The organism is Dactylosporangium siamense, from assembly GCF_016862795.1.
Taxonomy (GTDB): Bacteria; Actinomycetota; Actinomycetes; order Mycobacteriales; family Micromonosporaceae; genus Dactylosporangium; species Dactylosporangium siamense.
On record NZ_BONQ01000017.1, the window covers coordinates 67,781 to 82,754 of the forward strand.

Here is a 14,974-nt window from a genome sequence, read left to right on the forward strand (position 1 = left end):
GCTTCCAGGAGCGGGCGCGGCCGAAGCTGGGCCGTCCAGAGCCGGCACCTCAGGGGCGGGCGGATCGGCCGTTTCTTCGTGCCAGGCGCGGTCGGCGAGCGGCAGGTCGCACGGGATCACCTCGACGCCGTTGCGGGCCGCCCAGCGCACCGCGACCAGCTCCGGGGAGAAGTCCGCGAACGGGTAGAACGCCGCGGTGCCGCGTGGGCCGGCGACCCCGGCGAGGGCGACCGGCGCCGTGGTGGCCGGGTCGGCCAGCCACGGCAGCCAGTCCGCGAACTCCGCGGGGAGCTCCAGCAGGAGCACCTCCGGCCGGGCCGCGTCGAGGAGGTCGTCCATGACCGCGGACAGCGCCGGCGAGTGGTGCCGGACCCCGATGAGGTACGGCGTCGTCGACTCGGCCAGCGCCCGCAACGCCCCGTCAGGCCCCCCACCCCCGCCGGCGGGACCGACACCAGCCCCACCAGCGCGACCGACACCAGTCCCGCCCGGAGCCCCGCCAGCAGCCCCGCCAGCGGGACCGCCAGCGGGACCGCCAGCGGGACCGCCAGCAGTCTCGCGAACAGCTCCGGTGGGACCGTTGGCCGCCCCGTCGGCAGCTCTGCCGGCGGGGCCGCCGCCGGCGCCACTGGTGGGATCGGTGGTGGGTGGGGTGGGGTCAGGACTTGAGGACATCGCGGAGCTCCCACAGCTGGGTCCACAGCCGGGACCCCTCCTCGGCGCGGCGGCGGACGGCGCCGTCCCAGTAGCCGAGGAGCTTCGCGCCGTCGGCTGGGTCGTCCTTGCACACGACGCCCTGCAGGTGGGCGGGTAGCAGGGACAGGACGTCGCGGTCGCCGGGGAAGTAGGCGGCGGCGAGGCCGAGGGAGGTGGCGACGGCGACCGCCTCGGCGGTGCTCATCACCGTGGAGGGGCGCTCCACCTCCCAGCCCTCGACGGACCGTCCGGCGCGCAGGTCCCGGAAGGCGGTGACGAGGGCCTCCAGGACCGCCTCGTCGACGCCGAAGGGGGTGTGCACCCGGTCGAGGGCGGCCTTCGCCTGCCGGCCGACGAGCGCGGTCTCCGCGGCCAGGTCGGGGATCGGCCCGACGGTCTCGAAGTTGAACCGGCGCTTGAGGGCGGCGGACATCTCCGACACGCCACGGTCGCGGAGGTTGGCGGTGGCGATGAGGGTGAAGCCGGGAGCGGCGTGGATGGTGGCGCCGGGGGTGCCGGACAGCTCCGGCACCGCGATGCGGCGGTCGGACAGGATCGAGACCATCGCGTCCTGGACCTCGGGCAGGCAGCGGGTGATCTCCTCGACGCGGGCGACGGCGCCTGACCGCATCGCGGTCAGGACCGGCGAGGGCACGAGGGCCTCCGGGCTGGGGCCGCCGGCGAGCAGGAGGGCGTAGTTCCACCCGTAGCGCAGCTGGTCCTCGGTGGTGCCGGCGGTGCCCTGCACGACCAGCTCGCTGGTCCCGCAGACCGCCGCCGACAGCAGCTCCGACAGCATCGACTTGGCGGTGCCGGGCTCGCCGACGAGGAGCAGGCCGCGCTCGCCGGCGAGGGTGACGACGCAGCGCTCGACGAGGGCGCGGTCGCCGACGAACTTGCGGGTGATCGCCAGCTTCGCCGGCAGCGCGCCACTGCGGGCACCCTTGGGCAACGTCAGCTCGTCGCTGCCGACGATGAACGTCACCACGGCCCGCGGGGTGAGCCGCCAGCCGGGCGGCCGGGCGCCGTCGTCATAGGCGGCCAGGAATGCCAGCTCGCCCGCGTGTGCGTGCTCGGCCGGATCGACCTGCCGGGCCGGCTCGACGGCAGCGACCGCGGCCGGTCCGGTGGCAGACAACGTGGTGCTCATCGACGCCCTCTCGTGGTGAGTTCTTCGAAGCGGGGGTGGTCGCCGCCGGTGGTCCTGGCCCAGGCCACCGTGAACAGCGCCGGCGCGGGTGCGACGGGGATGACGGCGCCGAGGCCCGTCACGTTGTCGCCCTCGCGGATGAACAGTGGCAGCTTCCACAGCTCGAACGGCAGGTTGGGGCTGGACAGCGCGACCCAGCCGCCGGGCAGGAACAGGCTCCGCCCGGCCCGGGCCCGCTTGGCCTCCACGACCAGGTCGGTGGCCGCGAGCTCGGCGCGGGCCTTCTTCAGCCGGGCCGGCTTCCAGCCCGTCCAGGCCGCGACGTTGCGGTCGGTCGGGTCGGGCAGGGCGAGCAGCTGCAGGTAGAGCGTGGCCGCGTCGGCGCCGAGCCCGTGCTTCGCGGCGACCTCGGCGACCAGGTCCGGTGCGGAGCGGGACGGGTCGTGGTCCTCGTCGGCGCCCTCCGTGGAGGCCGCCGCCTCCACCCAGGCGTCGAGCTGGCCGTTGAGGATCGCGCGCATCGCGACGAGGAAGCGCGGCGAGCTGTCCAGCGCGGTGAGCAGGGCGGCCAGCCGCGGGTCGTCGGGCCCCGCCAGCAGGGCCGGGCGGACCATGACGCTGGGCCAGTGGCGGTCGTAGACGATCTTGTACACGCCGGCGTCCTGGGTCGTGCCGTCGACGGTGACCGGCAGGCCGATCTTGGCGATGAACTCGGTCAGGTTCTCCTCGTAGAGGGTGCCGATCTGGAGCTCGAGCTGCGGGTCGGCCAGCCGCTGCCGGACCAGGTCCAGCACCCGCGGCAGGCTGACGCGGGCCGGGTGTCCGGCGGGGAGGCGCCGCACCAGCCAGGGGATGCTGCGGGTGACGGCCCTGAGCAGGTCGGGGATGCCGATGCCCGGGACGGCGCCGTGCAGCCAGCGGCACGTCTCGGGGTTGGCCAGGCCGTGCAGGAACGCCGAGGCCTGCAGGCCCGACGTGATCCCGGCCTTGCGCACCTCGACGACCAGGTCGTCGGCCAGCGGGGTCCGCACCCCGTAACGCTGCACGTGCCAGGCCGCGGCCCGCTCGACGTCCGGCCCGCCGGCCCACAGGCCCGCCGGGTCGTTGGGCAGCAGCGCCGCGCCGAGAGCGCTGCGCTCCGAGCGTTGCAGCGAGTCACGGTCGCTGAGCGCGCCCTCGAGCGCCGCCTCGGTGAGGACCTCGCCGAGGTGCCAGCCGTCCGGCCGGCGCTCCTCCCAGTCCTTGAGCGTGACCGGGTCGGCGAGCAGCACCGTCGCGTCGGCGAGGGTGATGCCGGCCGCCGCGGACAGCGCCGGGACCAGCTCCGGGCGCCACGGCAGCGGGCCCCCCTGCAGCGCCGCCACGACGAACGCGGCGAGCCGGTCGCTGTCCCAGCCGCCCGGGTCCAGCACGGTGTGCCGGGTGATGGCGTGGCCGGCGACCGCGCCGAACGCGCCGTCGGGGGCGTATTCGATCGCCTTGACCTCACCGTCGGAGTGGTCGACGCGCAGCACGACGAGCCGCCGCTCCCCGGCGCTGATCACGTCGCCGGGTGCCGGCAGCGCGGTCAGGTCGTCGGCCTGCAGCCAGAGCCGCCGCAGCCGGCCGCCGGGCGCGAGCAGCCCCGAGCTGGCGATGATCTCGAGCAGGCCGAGCAGGTGCGCGTGGTGCTGGGCCGAGATCAGCGGCGACACGGTGCGGTAGATCACGGCGGGCAGCGCCCCGACCACGTCGAACCAGTCGGGGTCGGCGCGGCCGGCGAGCGGCGCGATCGGGCGCTCGGGCTCCCGGCCGAGCAGCGCCGCGCCGACGTGGATGAAGAGGTTGGCCCCGACGTGGCTGTAGTCGTAGCAGCCCGGGATGAGCCCGGACAGCGCCGCGTTGAGGATGCGGTCGGCGGGCAGGTGGGCGTCCGGGTCGACCTGCACGGGCTCGGCCGCCATGGCCGCGGTCGCGGTGGTCAGCTCGACCAGCCGGGCCGTGGAGCGGGCCGCCTGCTTGACGATCCCGGCGATCCCGGCGACGAGCGGCGCGGCGCTCACCTCGGGGAACGCCTCGGCGACGAGCTTGCGCGCGGTGTCGCCGTCGATCTTGGCGTCCGGGCCGACGAGGTCGACGACGGCGGCGAGCAGCCGCGCCGTCTGCTCGTCGGTGACGGCCCGCAGCGCCGCCGAACCGGCCTCGTCGCGGACCCGCAGGTAGTGCCAGTAGCTCGCCGGGGGCAGCATGCGGGTGCCCTCGCGGAACGGGTCCTTCTTCAGGTTGGTGCGGAGCACGGCGATCTGCGTGCCGTCCTCGGCGCACAGGACGATCTTGTTGTCCCGCCACGCGTCCTGGAACACCATGCCGTAGACGGCGTCGGCGCCGGGGAACCGGACCGCGCCGACCAGCTGCCCGTGTCCGCGGCCGCGCAGCTCGAACTTCTCCGGCATCGTGAACGTGCGGCCGTCCACGCCGGTGCCGGTCTCCGTGCCGCCCTCCGTCGTGCGGACCCGCCAGCCGACGAGGCCGTCGCGGTGCCCGAGCGGGCTGGTCGCGGCCTGCGGCGGGGCCGGCAGCAGCTGGGAGCTGCCCACCACGAGGGTCTGCCCGTCGACGGCGTCGGCCTCGAAGAACGCCGGCAGCGACGGCCGGCCGAGCACGCCGGTGGCCACGTCGTATTCGTGCCAGCGCCACGCCTCGTCGGCCCCGGTCTGCGCCAGGGTCCAGTAGTGCTGGCCGTCGCTGCTGACCCGGGCCCGCTCGTGGGAGGAGCGGTCGCCGGCGTGCAGCGGCCGGCCGCCGGTGGTGCGCCCGCCGCCCGGCAGGGCGACCGACGTGTGGGCGTTGACGCCGAACGCCTCGTCGGGGGTGGTGAACACGTCGTCCGCGGTGCCGCTCCAGTAACCGGCGCGCTCCTCGCCGACGTCCCAGCTGACCAGCAGCTGGCCGTCGACGTAGCGCAGCACCGTGCTCCAGTCGTAGTGCCGCTGGCCGGTGGGGATGCGCAGGGTGTGCTCCAGCTCCACCTCGTCGGCGCCGACGACCGCGACCAGGTCACCGGCGCGGACGACCAGCTGCGGCCACTGCCGCTGCAGGCGGACCTTCGCGTCGTAGGTGTCGTCGTCGGACTCGATGTCGGCGTCGCCGACGAGGGACTCGACCGCGGCCTCCAGGGCCGGCCAGCCGTATTCGTCGAAGACGCCGGCGCGCAGCGTGGCGGCGAGGGACGGGCCGAGGTCGTGCCCGGTGATGCGGCGCACCGCCTCCGGGTTGACCGCGAGGCCCTCCGGGCAGGCGATGAGCGCGAGCCGGCCGAGCTGGTCGTCGATGCCGGGCAGGCCCTGCTGGATCACGCTGTCGGCGAGCTGGTCGACCCACCAGTGCAGCGCCGTGCGCAGGCCCGGCACGGCGACGACCGCGGCCACGTCCTCCGGCGACACCTTGGTGCTGCGCCAGCCGGGACGCAGGTGGTCCTCGACGCTGTCCGCGATCCGCGGCAGCAGCCGCGGGTGCGCCACGACGTGGACGAGGTCGCGGCGGCCCGGCTTGTCGTCCTTGAGCCACTGCTCGACGCCGCAGCTGGCGTCGGTGGCGACCTCGCCCAGGGGGATCTCGAGCTCGAGGCACAGGTCGACGACGTCGAGGTCCAGGTAGCCCCGGGAGGGGCACAGGTCGACCGGCGCGCCGTCGTCCTTGAGCCGCTGCGCCATCCGGGTCACCAGCGCGGACTGCGCCGCCAGCCGCGTCCGGCGCCAGCCGGAGCGGTGCCGGTCGAGCCGGGTCAGCCAGCCGGCGGGCCCGTCGGGCGACTCGGCCTCGGCCGGCACGGCACCGGCCGGCCCGGTCAGCGCCGCGGTCGCGCCGGACTCGTCGAGGATCTCCAGCCAGGTCTCGTCGGGGCAGTTGCCCGGGAACATGGTCAGCAGCTGGCCGCGGACCGCGGGGTCCTGCCGGGCGACGGAGACCAGCACGGCGCGGTAGGCGGTCCAGAACCCGCCGGGCGCCCGGACGATCGACGTGGCGGTGAGCAGGACCCGCAGCAGCGCCTCCTCCTCGTCCTGGCCGAGCTTCGCCGCCTTCGCCAGCCGGCGCAGGTCGGTGTGCATCGACGCATACGGGGGCATCCCGCCGAGGGTCCGCTCCACGCACAGCCGGCGGAACCGCTCATACGCCGTCGCCGCGTCGGCGCGGGCGGCGAGGTCGCGAGCATACGCCGACAGCGCCTTGGCGGTCAGCGCGCCGGCGAGCGCGAACTCCAGGAAGACCGTGTGCTGCCGGTCCTCGTCGATCTTCAACGCGAACGCCCGCTCGGCGTCGCGGGCCTTGCCGAACATCGACGCCGCATAGGTCGGGCTGTCCGCGGCGAGGAACGCCCGGGCGGCCTCCTCGTAGAACGTCGGCAGGAAGTGCGGCACGGAACGCGCCAGGCGCTCACCGAGCTCGACGAACCCGTCGCGGGCCGGGCCGATCCGCGACTTGGCGATCCGCACGAGCCGCTCGATGTCCTTGACGAGCGCGAGGGCGTGGTGGCCGTTGGCCGGGTCGTGCACGAGCGCCCATGCCGGGAACCCCAGCGCCTGCTGCCGCACGACGCCGACCTCGGTGACGGCCTCGGGGGCCGCGAACCCGAGGAACTCCATGGTGAGGTCCTCGGCCGGGCCGAGGGTGCCGGGCACCAGCCGCACCACGGTGCGCTCGCCGAGGACGGGGTGCCGGTAGGCCCGGGTGGTCAGCGTGTCGATGGTGTCCTGGGCCACGCCCGCACCGCTCGGCAGCACCGCGCCGGCGTCCAGCAGAGCATCCGCGGTCATTCCTGCTCCTCCTTGCTCTCCTCGACGACCCGGCCCGCGTAGAGCGCGGCGGCCATGCGCATGCCTTCGGACCAGGCGACCGGCCCGACCTCGCCGAGCGGCACCGACGTGCCGTCCTCGCGGACGAACACCAGGTCGCCGGTCTCGGTCTCGTAGTAGGGGTCGTCGGAACCGACCCAGCTGCGGGCCTCCACGGTGCGGCCGCCCTCGAAGACGCGGCAGATCGCGGAGCCGCCCTTCACCGGATAGCCCAGCGACGAGGACCGCGCGGTCAGGTGCCGCAGCTCGGCGAACTTGCCGCCGGCATAGTCGGCGACGCGGGTCGCGGTCGGCTCGATGTCGGCGCCGCGGGTCCAGGTCTGGCGGAACAGCTGGTCGACGGACTGCTTCACGCCCAGGTCGGCGGCGAACTCCCGCAGGTCGTCGAGGTCGGCCAGCTGCACCGGGTGCGGGATCGCGACGCGCGTCGCGGGCAGGCGGACCGTCTCACCGTCGAGGTTGACGATGCCGATCGTGCCGCCGCCGTCACCGGAGGCGTCCCGCAGGAACCCGACCTCCTCGGGGTCCCACCGGCCGTCGTCGTCGAGGACGGCGACGACCAGGTCGGTCAGCGCGGCCCGCCACACCTCGTCGGCCCAGACCCGGGCGAGGACCTCGGCGGGCACAGGCAGTGACCGGACCATCCACCGGTCGACCTGCTCGCGCACCTGCGCCTCGTGCCGGCCCAGCCACTCCTGCAGCTGCTTGAGCCCGAACACCACCGCGTCGTCCTTCAACGCCGGCGGCACGGACTTGAGCAGCTTGCCCTTGGCATTGCGGCACGCTATGCGCCCCTCGGAAAGAGTGACCTCATAGCCACCGCCGGCGGTCAGCCACGTCATGCGATCCCTGCCTCATCGGGGGTCGGACTTCCTTGACCCCCGGCACGTTAGTCACCGGGTGCGACATTTTTTGCATGCGCCAGGTCCGCGATGACCGGGACGTCCGGATAGATGGGGGAAACATCCATCAGCCGTTACCGTGTCGGCATGGCCACCGTCGAGCTGCTCGCCACCGAGGAGGGCGACCGTCGCAGGACCCTGCTGCTGCAGTTCTGGGACTCGACGTCGGACCTCTTCGGGTTTCGCTTCGCCGAGGTGTACGACGAACGCGGCGGCGGCCGGCACACCTTCGAGGTCGACACCGGCCGCCGCGCCATCGCCCTGCTGGCGAAGTCCACCGTGGACAGCGAGCGGAAGGTCGTCGAGGTGTTCCGGCAGCGGATCGCGGCCGGCGAGCTGGGCCCGCACCTGCCGCCCGGCGGCAACCGCGACCTCGTCGAGCGCTGGATCCTCGACGCCGGCCTGCCCCGCAAGGTCGGCGGCCGCGAGCGCGTCCACGAGGTCCTGCGCGCCGGTGACCGGCACCTCACCCTGCGGTTCTGGGTCGGCCCGCGCCCGCAGACCTTCTGTTTCGAGGAGGAGCGCCGCACCGGTGGACACCGCGACCCGGCCAACGTGGACGCCGTGTCCGCACCGATGGGCGACCTGGAGCGATTGGTGGCACATCTGGAGGGCCGCTACGGGAAGGCCGGCCGGCCAAGGATGGACGATCGCCTCGCCGCCTGCTTCGCGGCCGCCGTCGAGGCCGGCGACCTGCCCCCCGAAGGAGCCCGCGACGTCGCGGCCGCCTGGTTCGCGGCCGCCGGCACGGCGGCCAGGCAGACCGGGCTGGCCCACACCGAACGCCTGCTGCGGGTGCACCGCGCCGACACCGACTGCGTCTTCACCCTGACGCTCACCACCGACCCGCAGGAGGGCACGATCACCTTCCGCGAGCAGTACGAGTACCTGCCCCGCCCCGGCGACCCCGGGAGGGAGTACGCGTATGGCGTGCGCACCCCGTACACCTCGATCCGCCGCCTCAACGAGGTGCTCGGCGCGGCCCCGGGCGGCGGTGAGGAGGCCCGCCTGGCACAGTGTTTCCGGGACCTGATCGCCGCCGGCAGGATCGGCGACGGGCGGCCGCTGCGGCAGGCCCGGGACCGGGTCCGGGAGCTGTTCGCCGAGGCGGGGGTGCCCGCCGAGGAGACGAACTGGAACTGGATGAACAGCGACTAGGATTGTCCCGGGACAGCTGAACGCGGTTCTGTCAACTCCTGACAGATGCCCTCGCCGCATACCGGTTTGGGGCGATAGTTTCGGTAAGTCCTTGACAGAACACGCCCGTCCCGTGAGGATCGCGCCGTGGCGGCCCAGCGCATCGATCCTCACACCCTCTGGCACCCCGAGACCGGTGGTGCGGGCCGGCGGGTGGCCGAGACGCTGCGCCTGTACGGCCCGCGCACCCGCGCCGAGCTCGTGCACCTCAGCGGTCTGTCCCGCCCGACCGTGTCCTCGGCCCTCGCCGACCTCGGCGGCGCCGACCTCGTGAGCGAGCAGGTGGGCGCCGCCGCCAAGCCGGTCGGCGGCCGCCCGGCGTCCGTGGTGCGGCTGACCCGGCGGGCCGGGATCGCGGTCGGCGTCGACGTCGGCCGCCGGCACGTGCGGGTCGCGCTCGCCGACCTCGGCCACGCCGTGCTGACCGAGCGGCAGTCCCGCACCGACTTCGACATCGACGACCGGCCACGTGAGGCCCTGGACCTCGGCACCACCCTCGTCGACGCCGCGCTGCACGGCATCGGCGCCACCCGCGCCGACGTCGTCGGCGTCGGGCTCGGGGTGCCGGCGCCGATCACCCGGGACTGGCGCATAGGGTCACCGGGGATGCTGCCCGGCTGGGCGGACGTGCTGCCGGCCGACGAGCTCACCGCCCGGCTGTCGCTGCCCGTCCGGGTCGACAACGACGCCAACCTGGCCGCCCTCGGCGAATACGTGTGGGGCGCCGGCCGGGGCTGCGCCGACCTGGTCTACGTCAAGCTCGCCACCGGCATCGGCGCCGGGATCGTCCTGGACGGCCGGCTCTACCGGGGTGCCGCCGGCACCGCGGGCGAGCTCGGCCACGTGACCCTCGACGCCCGCGGCCCGGTCTGCCGGTGCGGCAACCGCGGCTGCGTCGAGCTGTCCGTGGGCGGGCGGGCCCTGCTCAGCCACGCGCGGCTGTCCCATCCCGACCTCACCGACCTGGCCGGGCTGATCACGCTCGCGCAGGCCGGCGACCCCGGCTGCCGGCGGCTCCTTGCGGACGCCGGCACCCAGCTCGGCTACGCGCTCGGCAACCTCGTCAACCTGATCAACCCGCAGCGGGTCCTGCTCGGCGACGAGCTCGGCGCGGCGACGGACATCCTGCGCGAGCCGTTGCAGCGGGGCCTCGCCGAGACGGCGTTCACCGCCGCGGCGGCGTCGGTCGAGGTCGTGCAGAGCGCCCTGTCGCTGCGGGCCGCCGCCCTCGGCGGGGTTGCCCTCGCCCTGGGCGTCGACACCGTCCCGTTCGCGGCAGCATCACCAACACTGTGAACGAAGCCGGCCGGCACTGTCACGGTGAACGAAGCCAGCCGGCGCTGTCACGGTGAACGAGGCGAGCCGGCACTGTGACGAACGACAAATAATCCCGCCGCGGCATCGTCTTTAGCGGTAATGTGACGGCTCGTGGTAACGAGCGCCCCGGTCAGCACCCCTGTCAGCATCACCGCTCCAAAAGGCCGGCTCCTCGTGCCGCTCGGCGCGATGTTCCTGTTCGTCGGCCTGTCGACCGCCGTCGTCGGCCCGTTCGTGTCGCTGTTCCTCAGCACCGCCGTCAAGGCCGACCCGGTGCACGTCGCCGCGTTCCTGATCGCCGGGCCGGTGTCGATGGTCGTGTCGTCGACCTTCATCGGCCGGCTGTCGGACCGGCGCCCGGTCCGCCGGCAGATCCTCGCCGCCGCGGCCGCCGCCGGTGGTGTCGGCGCGACCGCCACCGCGTTCGTGCGCGACTACTGGGTGCTGCTCGCCCTGACGGTGACGGTCACCGCGATCAGCGGGTCGCTGTTCCCGCAGGCCTTCGCCTACGCCCGGGAGATCCTGGAACGGCGCGGCTCGACCCGCGCCGCGATGACGATCAGCACGCTGCGGATGCTGTTCTCGATCGCGTGGGTGGCCGGACCGCCGCTCGCGGCGATCCTCCTGCAGGCCGGCGGGTTCCGGGTGCTGTACCTGACCGCCGCCGCGATGTACGCCATCGCCGTGATCGTCGCCGTGTTCGTCCTCGAGGACGTCGAAAGGGCCCCGAAGCCGGCGCAGGTCGAGCGAGGGCACGCGCCGGCAACGGTGCTGCAGGTCGTCGCCGCGCTCACCCTGCTGCAGGCGGCCGGAACGCTCGGCGTGCAGGCGATGGCGCTGTTCCTCAGCCACGACCTGCGCGGCTCGGTGCGCGACGCCGGCCTGGTGCTCGGCCTGTGCGCCGCCCTGGAGATCCCGCTGATGCTCGGCTTCGGCGCGCTGTCCACCCGCTGGCCGCTGCACCGCCTGGTCGTCATCGGCGCGGGCCTCGGCGTGCTCTACTACGTGCTCGTCGCCGCCTCCGCGCACACCTGGCAGGTGGCCGCCGCGCAGCTGGTCAACGCCAGCTTCATCGCCGCCGTGCAGGGTCTCGGCATCTCCTACGTGCAGGAGATGCTGCCCGGTGAGCCCGGTCGCGCCGCCACCCTCGCCGGCAACGCCTATCCGGTCGCCGCGATCCTCGCCGGCCCGCTGTTCGGCCTCGCCCAGCACTTCGGCTACCGCTACGCCTACGCCGCCGCCGCGCTGCTGTGCGCCGCGGGCGTGACACTCCTGCTCACCTCGAGACGACGACGAACACCGCGACGATAGACGCGACGGACAAACGCGACGATGAACACGACGGACAACGCGACGATGTACACCTCGAAACGACGATGAACACGGCACGCTTCGACGGCTGGATCGCCGGGATCGGGACCGGCGGCGGGACCAGGATCGTCCTGGGACACTGGCCGCGGTCACCGTTCGGCCCGGTCAGCGACGTCATGCTCGAACGTCCGGACGGCCACCGCGTCCTGCTCGCCGGCAGCGCGGAGCTCGCCGATTTCGTCGCCTCGACCTATCGCTTCGACGAGGTCCAGGTTGCCGTCGTCGACGTTTTCCGCGTCGGTACGACCTGGGCCGCCGAAGCCGGTCCGCTCCGCCTGCGGTTCACCACGGGAGGGCGCGGCGCGCTGGGTGGGCTGCTGCGGTGCGTGCCGCCCTTCGTGGCCCGGCACCCCCGCTGGATCGCCGCGATCGGCGGCCCGGCCCGCCTGCTGCTGCCCGGCGTGCGCACCCACGGCAGCGCCGGCAACGACCGGCACGAGTGGTACGGCGTGCAGGACCTCCACCGGATCACCGCCGCGACCGCGACCTGGGACGGCGCCGACCTCGGACCTCTGGCCGACGTCGACCCGCCGGTGCGTTTCGGCTTCGGCTCGACGCCGCGCACACCGTCCCTGGCGCGGGTCACGACGACCGTTGCCGCAGTTTCGCCAGGTCGTAGCCGTCGGGGTAGGACTTCGTGACGATCCCGTCCGCGAACAGCGGCGTGGTGCGCGGCCGGGCCAGCCGCAGCAGCAGCGCCCGCGCCCGCAGCGCCACGTGGAGCCCGGTGCGGGCCCAGGCCGGCGGGTCCGGCACCGCGTAGGCGCGGCGCAGCGGCGGGTCGTACAGGGCGGCGATGAGCGCGTCGGCCACGCCGCGCAACGGTTTCGGGACGCGGCCGCGCAGCAGCTCGCGGGTGACCCGCTCGATCCGCTCCGCCTCCGGGCTGTGCCGCAGGTGCGCCGCCTCGTACGCGTCGAACCACGCCTCGAAGGCCCCGTATCCGGAGGGGATGTCGCGGATCCCCATCCGCAGGCCGACCTCGCGGTAGTAGCGGGCGGCCGCTTCACGTTCGTGCTCGTCGGGTGTGCGCCAGCCGTACCGCTGCAACCACCGCATCGGCACGACCACCAGGGCCGCCAGGACGTAGACGCTGTCCGCCGGATCCGCGGCGACGTTGTGGTGCGCCTCGTTCAGCAGGCGCAGCGCCAGCCGCCCACGGGGGTGTTCGAAGCCGTGCAGGAGGATCTCGTACATGATGATGCCGGTGTCGTCGGCGCGCCGGCGCGGCTCGGTCAGCACCCGGCCGGTCCTGACCAGGCCTTCGGCGACGCGGGGCAGCGCGAACGACCGGTTGAACGCTAGGTTGAACGCCATCCGCATGTCCCAGGGGAACTCCTCGCGCAGCGTCAGCTGGTGGATCAGCAGGTAGTCGGTGCCGGGGTCACTGCCCTGGATGCGTCGCAGATTGTCATATCGACCCCTTCTGATCCCCCGCATGGCTGTGCAGTCTACGGATCCGGTGGCTCATGGTGAAATCAGTGCGACGTCGCGGGGCTCTGCTGGTCGCCGGGGTCGTCCTCGCCGGTGCGGTCCTGTGGTCCGGCATCGATCGGGTGCTGATCCGGGTGTACAGCGGCGGCGGGTTCGCCGGAACCTACGACCTCGTCGTGATCTGGGCGTCCGGGCGGGCGCTGATCGGCGACCGGGAGGTGATCTGGTCCCGGCTGACCCCTGGGCAGCTCCGGCGGCTGCGGGCCGCCCTCGGCGCCGCCGACTTCCCCCACTCGCCGCACCACCGGGGCGGCGTCAATTTCGGCCATCGCATCGACTACGGGCGCTGGTCGGTGATTGTCAACTCCAGCGACGTCGAAGGCGCCCCCTGGCTGGCCGACGTGCTGGAGGTGCCGCTGGAGGTCAACGCGGCGCACCGCGTCCGCTGAGCCGGTCCAGCATCTCGGCGAGGACCGCGGGACCGGTGGCGAAGTTGAGCCGGACGAACCCGCTGGTGTCCACCGTGGTCCCGGCGGAGAACTCGGCGCCGGGGCTGAGCTTCACCCTCGCGGTCCGCTCCAGGTCCCCGGCCGGATCCGTGCCGCCCCAAGGGATCCAGCTCAGGTAGGTCGCCTCCGGTGGCCGGTGCGGCAGCCGTGCGGCGACCGCGTCCCGGTTGGCCCGCAGCAGCGCCCGGGTCTGCTCCAGCCAGCCGGTCGACTCCCGCCACGCGGCGGTGGTCGCGACCCGGCCCATGATGCTCGGGGTGCCGTGCAGGTCGATGGGCTGCGCGTCCAGGGACGCCCGCACCGCGGCGGGGCCGACGTGCGCGACGGCGAGACGCAGCGCGGCCAGGTTGAACGCCTTCGTCGCGGAGGTCGCGGTGACGGTCCGCGCCGCCGTCGCCGGGTCGAGGGAGGCGAACGGGGTGTGCGGGCGCGCGCCGTGCGTGAGGTCGGCGTGCACCTCGTCGGCGAGCACGACCAGGTCCAGGCGCTCGGCGACCTCGGCGAGGGCCGCCAGCTCGGCCCGGTCGAACATCCGGCCGGTCGGGTTCTGCGGGTTGACGACGACCAGCAGCCGGCACCCGGCGAGCCGCTCCGCGAGCCGGTCGGTGTCGAACGTCCAGCGGGTGCCGTCATCCAGCATCGGCAGCGGCACGATCCGCCGGCCGGCGCGGGCGATGCTGGCCAGGAACGGCGGATACGCCGGGACGTGGATCGCGACCCCGTCGCCGGGCGCGGTGGTGTGCTCGACCATCACCTGCAGGATCTGCAGCAGGTCGGTGAAGATCCTGGTGTGCCCCGCCGACGGGGTCCAGCCGTGCCGCACCCGCATCCAGTCCTCGAACGCGGTGACGACCGGGTCCTCGCCGCGCCAGAACGGGTAGCCGAAGTCCTCGCGGTGCACCACCTCGAGGAGGCGGTCGCGGATCGCGGGGGAGACGCCGAGGTCCATGTCGGCGACCCAGGCGCCGATCGTGCCCGGCACCGTCACGCCCCACTTGACCCCGTGCCCGGCGCGCAGCCGTGCGGTGTCGTCGCCGCGTCGCGGCGCGATGCAGTCGCGCAGGATCTCCATCTGCCCGTGGTGCTGGGCGAGCTCCTCGAAGACGTGTTGCAGCGCACCACCCTGGGTGTCGACCCGGTCGGGGCCCTGGAACCCGCGCGGGGGCGTGCCGCGCGGCGGGTCCTGCGGCGCGGCGCCGCGCACGTCGGCGGCGAACCGGGCGCGGACCTCGGCGACCCGCGCCACGAGGTCCGCGACCCGGCCCTCGGCGGTGAACTCGGCGTCCCGGTCGCGCTCGGTCGGCCGCCCCGCGACCAGGCTGCCGGCCCAGAACTCGACCACGCCGAGGCAGTGCGTCAGCAGCGCGAACGGTGAGTTCGCGCCGGGCAGCGGCCGCCGGCCGGCCCGCTCGTCGCCGAGCTCGGTGACGATGCGCACCATGCCGTCCAGCGCGCGGTCGGTGTAGTAGAGGTACTCCTCGGCGCTGATCATGCCCATCCCCTCGCGTCACCTGTCTGACCGGTGACGCCAACCTTGCGCCGGGGCGGCGTCACCTGTCAAGGTGG

At 74.1% G+C, this 14,974-nt stretch carries 10 protein-coding genes and 1 pseudogene; 5 read left to right on the plus strand and 6 right to left on the minus strand.

From position 1 onward, the window contains the following. Positions 1-57: 57 nt before the first annotated feature. The 4 genes and pseudogenes from Dsi01nite_RS58835 to Dsi01nite_RS04170 all read right to left on the minus strand — a co-directional run. Positions 58-675 (minus strand): annotated as a pseudogene (locus Dsi01nite_RS58835) (DUF5682 family protein); the annotation flags it as partial. Continuing rightward, complete coding sequence (locus Dsi01nite_RS04160) at positions 659-1,846, minus strand: ATP-binding protein (protein ID WP_203844653.1); 1,188 nt, start codon at positions 1,844-1,846, stop codon at positions 659-661. The pseudogene Dsi01nite_RS58835 and the gene Dsi01nite_RS04160, both read right to left, overlap by 17 nt. Continuing rightward, complete coding sequence (locus tag Dsi01nite_RS04165; protein ID WP_203844654.1) at positions 1,843-6,639, minus strand: hypothetical protein; 4,797 nt, start codon at positions 6,637-6,639, stop codon at positions 1,843-1,845. Before Dsi01nite_RS04165 ends, Dsi01nite_RS04160 begins: the two co-directional genes overlap by 4 nt. Beyond that, entirely contained in the window at positions 6,636-7,520 is an 885-nt protein-coding gene (locus Dsi01nite_RS04170) for a DUF4132 domain-containing protein (RefSeq protein ID WP_203844655.1), read from the minus strand. Before Dsi01nite_RS04170 ends, Dsi01nite_RS04165 begins: the two co-directional genes overlap by 4 nt. A gap of 147 nt (positions 7,521-7,667) precedes the next feature. Here Dsi01nite_RS04170 and Dsi01nite_RS04175 point away from each other — a divergent pair, with 147 nt between their 5' ends. From Dsi01nite_RS04175 to Dsi01nite_RS04190, 4 genes are all read left to right on the plus strand, one after another. Then, positions 7,668-8,738, plus strand: a complete 1,071-nt coding sequence (locus tag Dsi01nite_RS04175) for a hypothetical protein (protein WP_203844656.1) — start codon at positions 7,668-7,670, stop codon at positions 8,736-8,738. A 126-nt stretch (positions 8,739-8,864) separates the two neighbouring features. After that, the gene (locus tag Dsi01nite_RS04180; protein WP_203844657.1) at positions 8,865-10,073 is read left to right on the plus strand and encodes an ROK family transcriptional regulator; all 1,209 of its coding nucleotides are present in this window, start codon (positions 8,865-8,867) and stop codon (positions 10,071-10,073) included. A gap of 132 nt (positions 10,074-10,205) precedes the next feature. Further along, positions 10,206-11,405, plus strand: coding sequence for a sugar efflux transporter (locus Dsi01nite_RS04185; RefSeq protein ID WP_239135672.1), 1,200 nt, complete (start codon positions 10,206-10,208; stop codon positions 11,403-11,405). Between the two features lie 65 nt (positions 11,406-11,470). Then, a complete protein-coding gene (locus Dsi01nite_RS04190; protein WP_203844658.1) occupies positions 11,471-12,106 on the plus strand; it encodes a hypothetical protein in 636 nt (211 codons plus the stop codon). On the opposite strand, the gene Dsi01nite_RS04195 is transcribed toward Dsi01nite_RS04190, so the two are convergent. Beyond that, positions 12,048-12,905 (minus strand): oxygenase MpaB family protein, encoded by an 858-nt coding sequence (locus tag Dsi01nite_RS04195; RefSeq protein WP_203844659.1) that lies wholly within the window; start codon positions 12,903-12,905, stop codon positions 12,048-12,050. The genes Dsi01nite_RS04190 and Dsi01nite_RS04195 overlap by 59 nt on opposite strands. Before the next feature lie 41 nt (positions 12,906-12,946). Between Dsi01nite_RS04195 and Dsi01nite_RS04200 the strand changes: the two genes are divergently transcribed. Further along, a complete protein-coding gene (locus tag Dsi01nite_RS04200; protein ID WP_203844660.1) occupies positions 12,947-13,348 on the plus strand; it encodes a hypothetical protein in 402 nt (133 codons plus the stop codon). Here Dsi01nite_RS04200 and Dsi01nite_RS04205 read toward each other — a convergent pair. Continuing rightward, on the minus strand, positions 13,323-14,900 hold the full coding sequence (locus Dsi01nite_RS04205) for an aminotransferase class I/II-fold pyridoxal phosphate-dependent enzyme (protein ID WP_239135673.1): 1,578 nt from the start codon (positions 14,898-14,900) through the stop codon (positions 13,323-13,325). The two genes, Dsi01nite_RS04200 and Dsi01nite_RS04205, sit on opposite strands and share 26 nt — an antisense overlap. Positions 14,901-14,974 lie beyond the last annotated feature (74 nt).

Bases quoted from the DNA above. Each gene is read 5' to 3' on its own strand.
- Dsi01nite_RS04160 (WP_203844653.1), bottom strand. From the start codon at position 1,846: ATGAGCACCACGTTGTCTGCCACCGGACCGGCCGCGGTCGCTGCCGTC.
- Dsi01nite_RS04165 (WP_203844654.1), bottom strand. From the start codon at position 6,639: ATGACCGCGGATGCTCTGCTGGACGCCGGCGCGGTGCTGCCGAGCGGT.
- Dsi01nite_RS04170 (WP_203844655.1), bottom strand. From the start codon at position 7,520: ATGACGTGGCTGACCGCCGGCGGTGGCTATGAGGTCACTCTTTCCGAG.
- Dsi01nite_RS04175 (WP_203844656.1), top strand. From the start codon at position 7,668: ATGGCCACCGTCGAGCTGCTCGCCACCGAGGAGGGCGACCGTCGCAGG.
- Dsi01nite_RS04190 (WP_203844658.1), top strand. From the start codon at position 11,471: ATGAACACGGCACGCTTCGACGGCTGGATCGCCGGGATCGGGACCGGC.
- Dsi01nite_RS04195 (WP_203844659.1), bottom strand. From the start codon at position 12,905: ATGCGGGGGATCAGAAGGGGTCGATATGACAATCTGCGACGCATCCAG.
- Dsi01nite_RS04205 (WP_239135673.1), bottom strand. From the start codon at position 14,900: ATGATCAGCGCCGAGGAGTACCTCTACTACACCGACCGCGCGCTGGAC.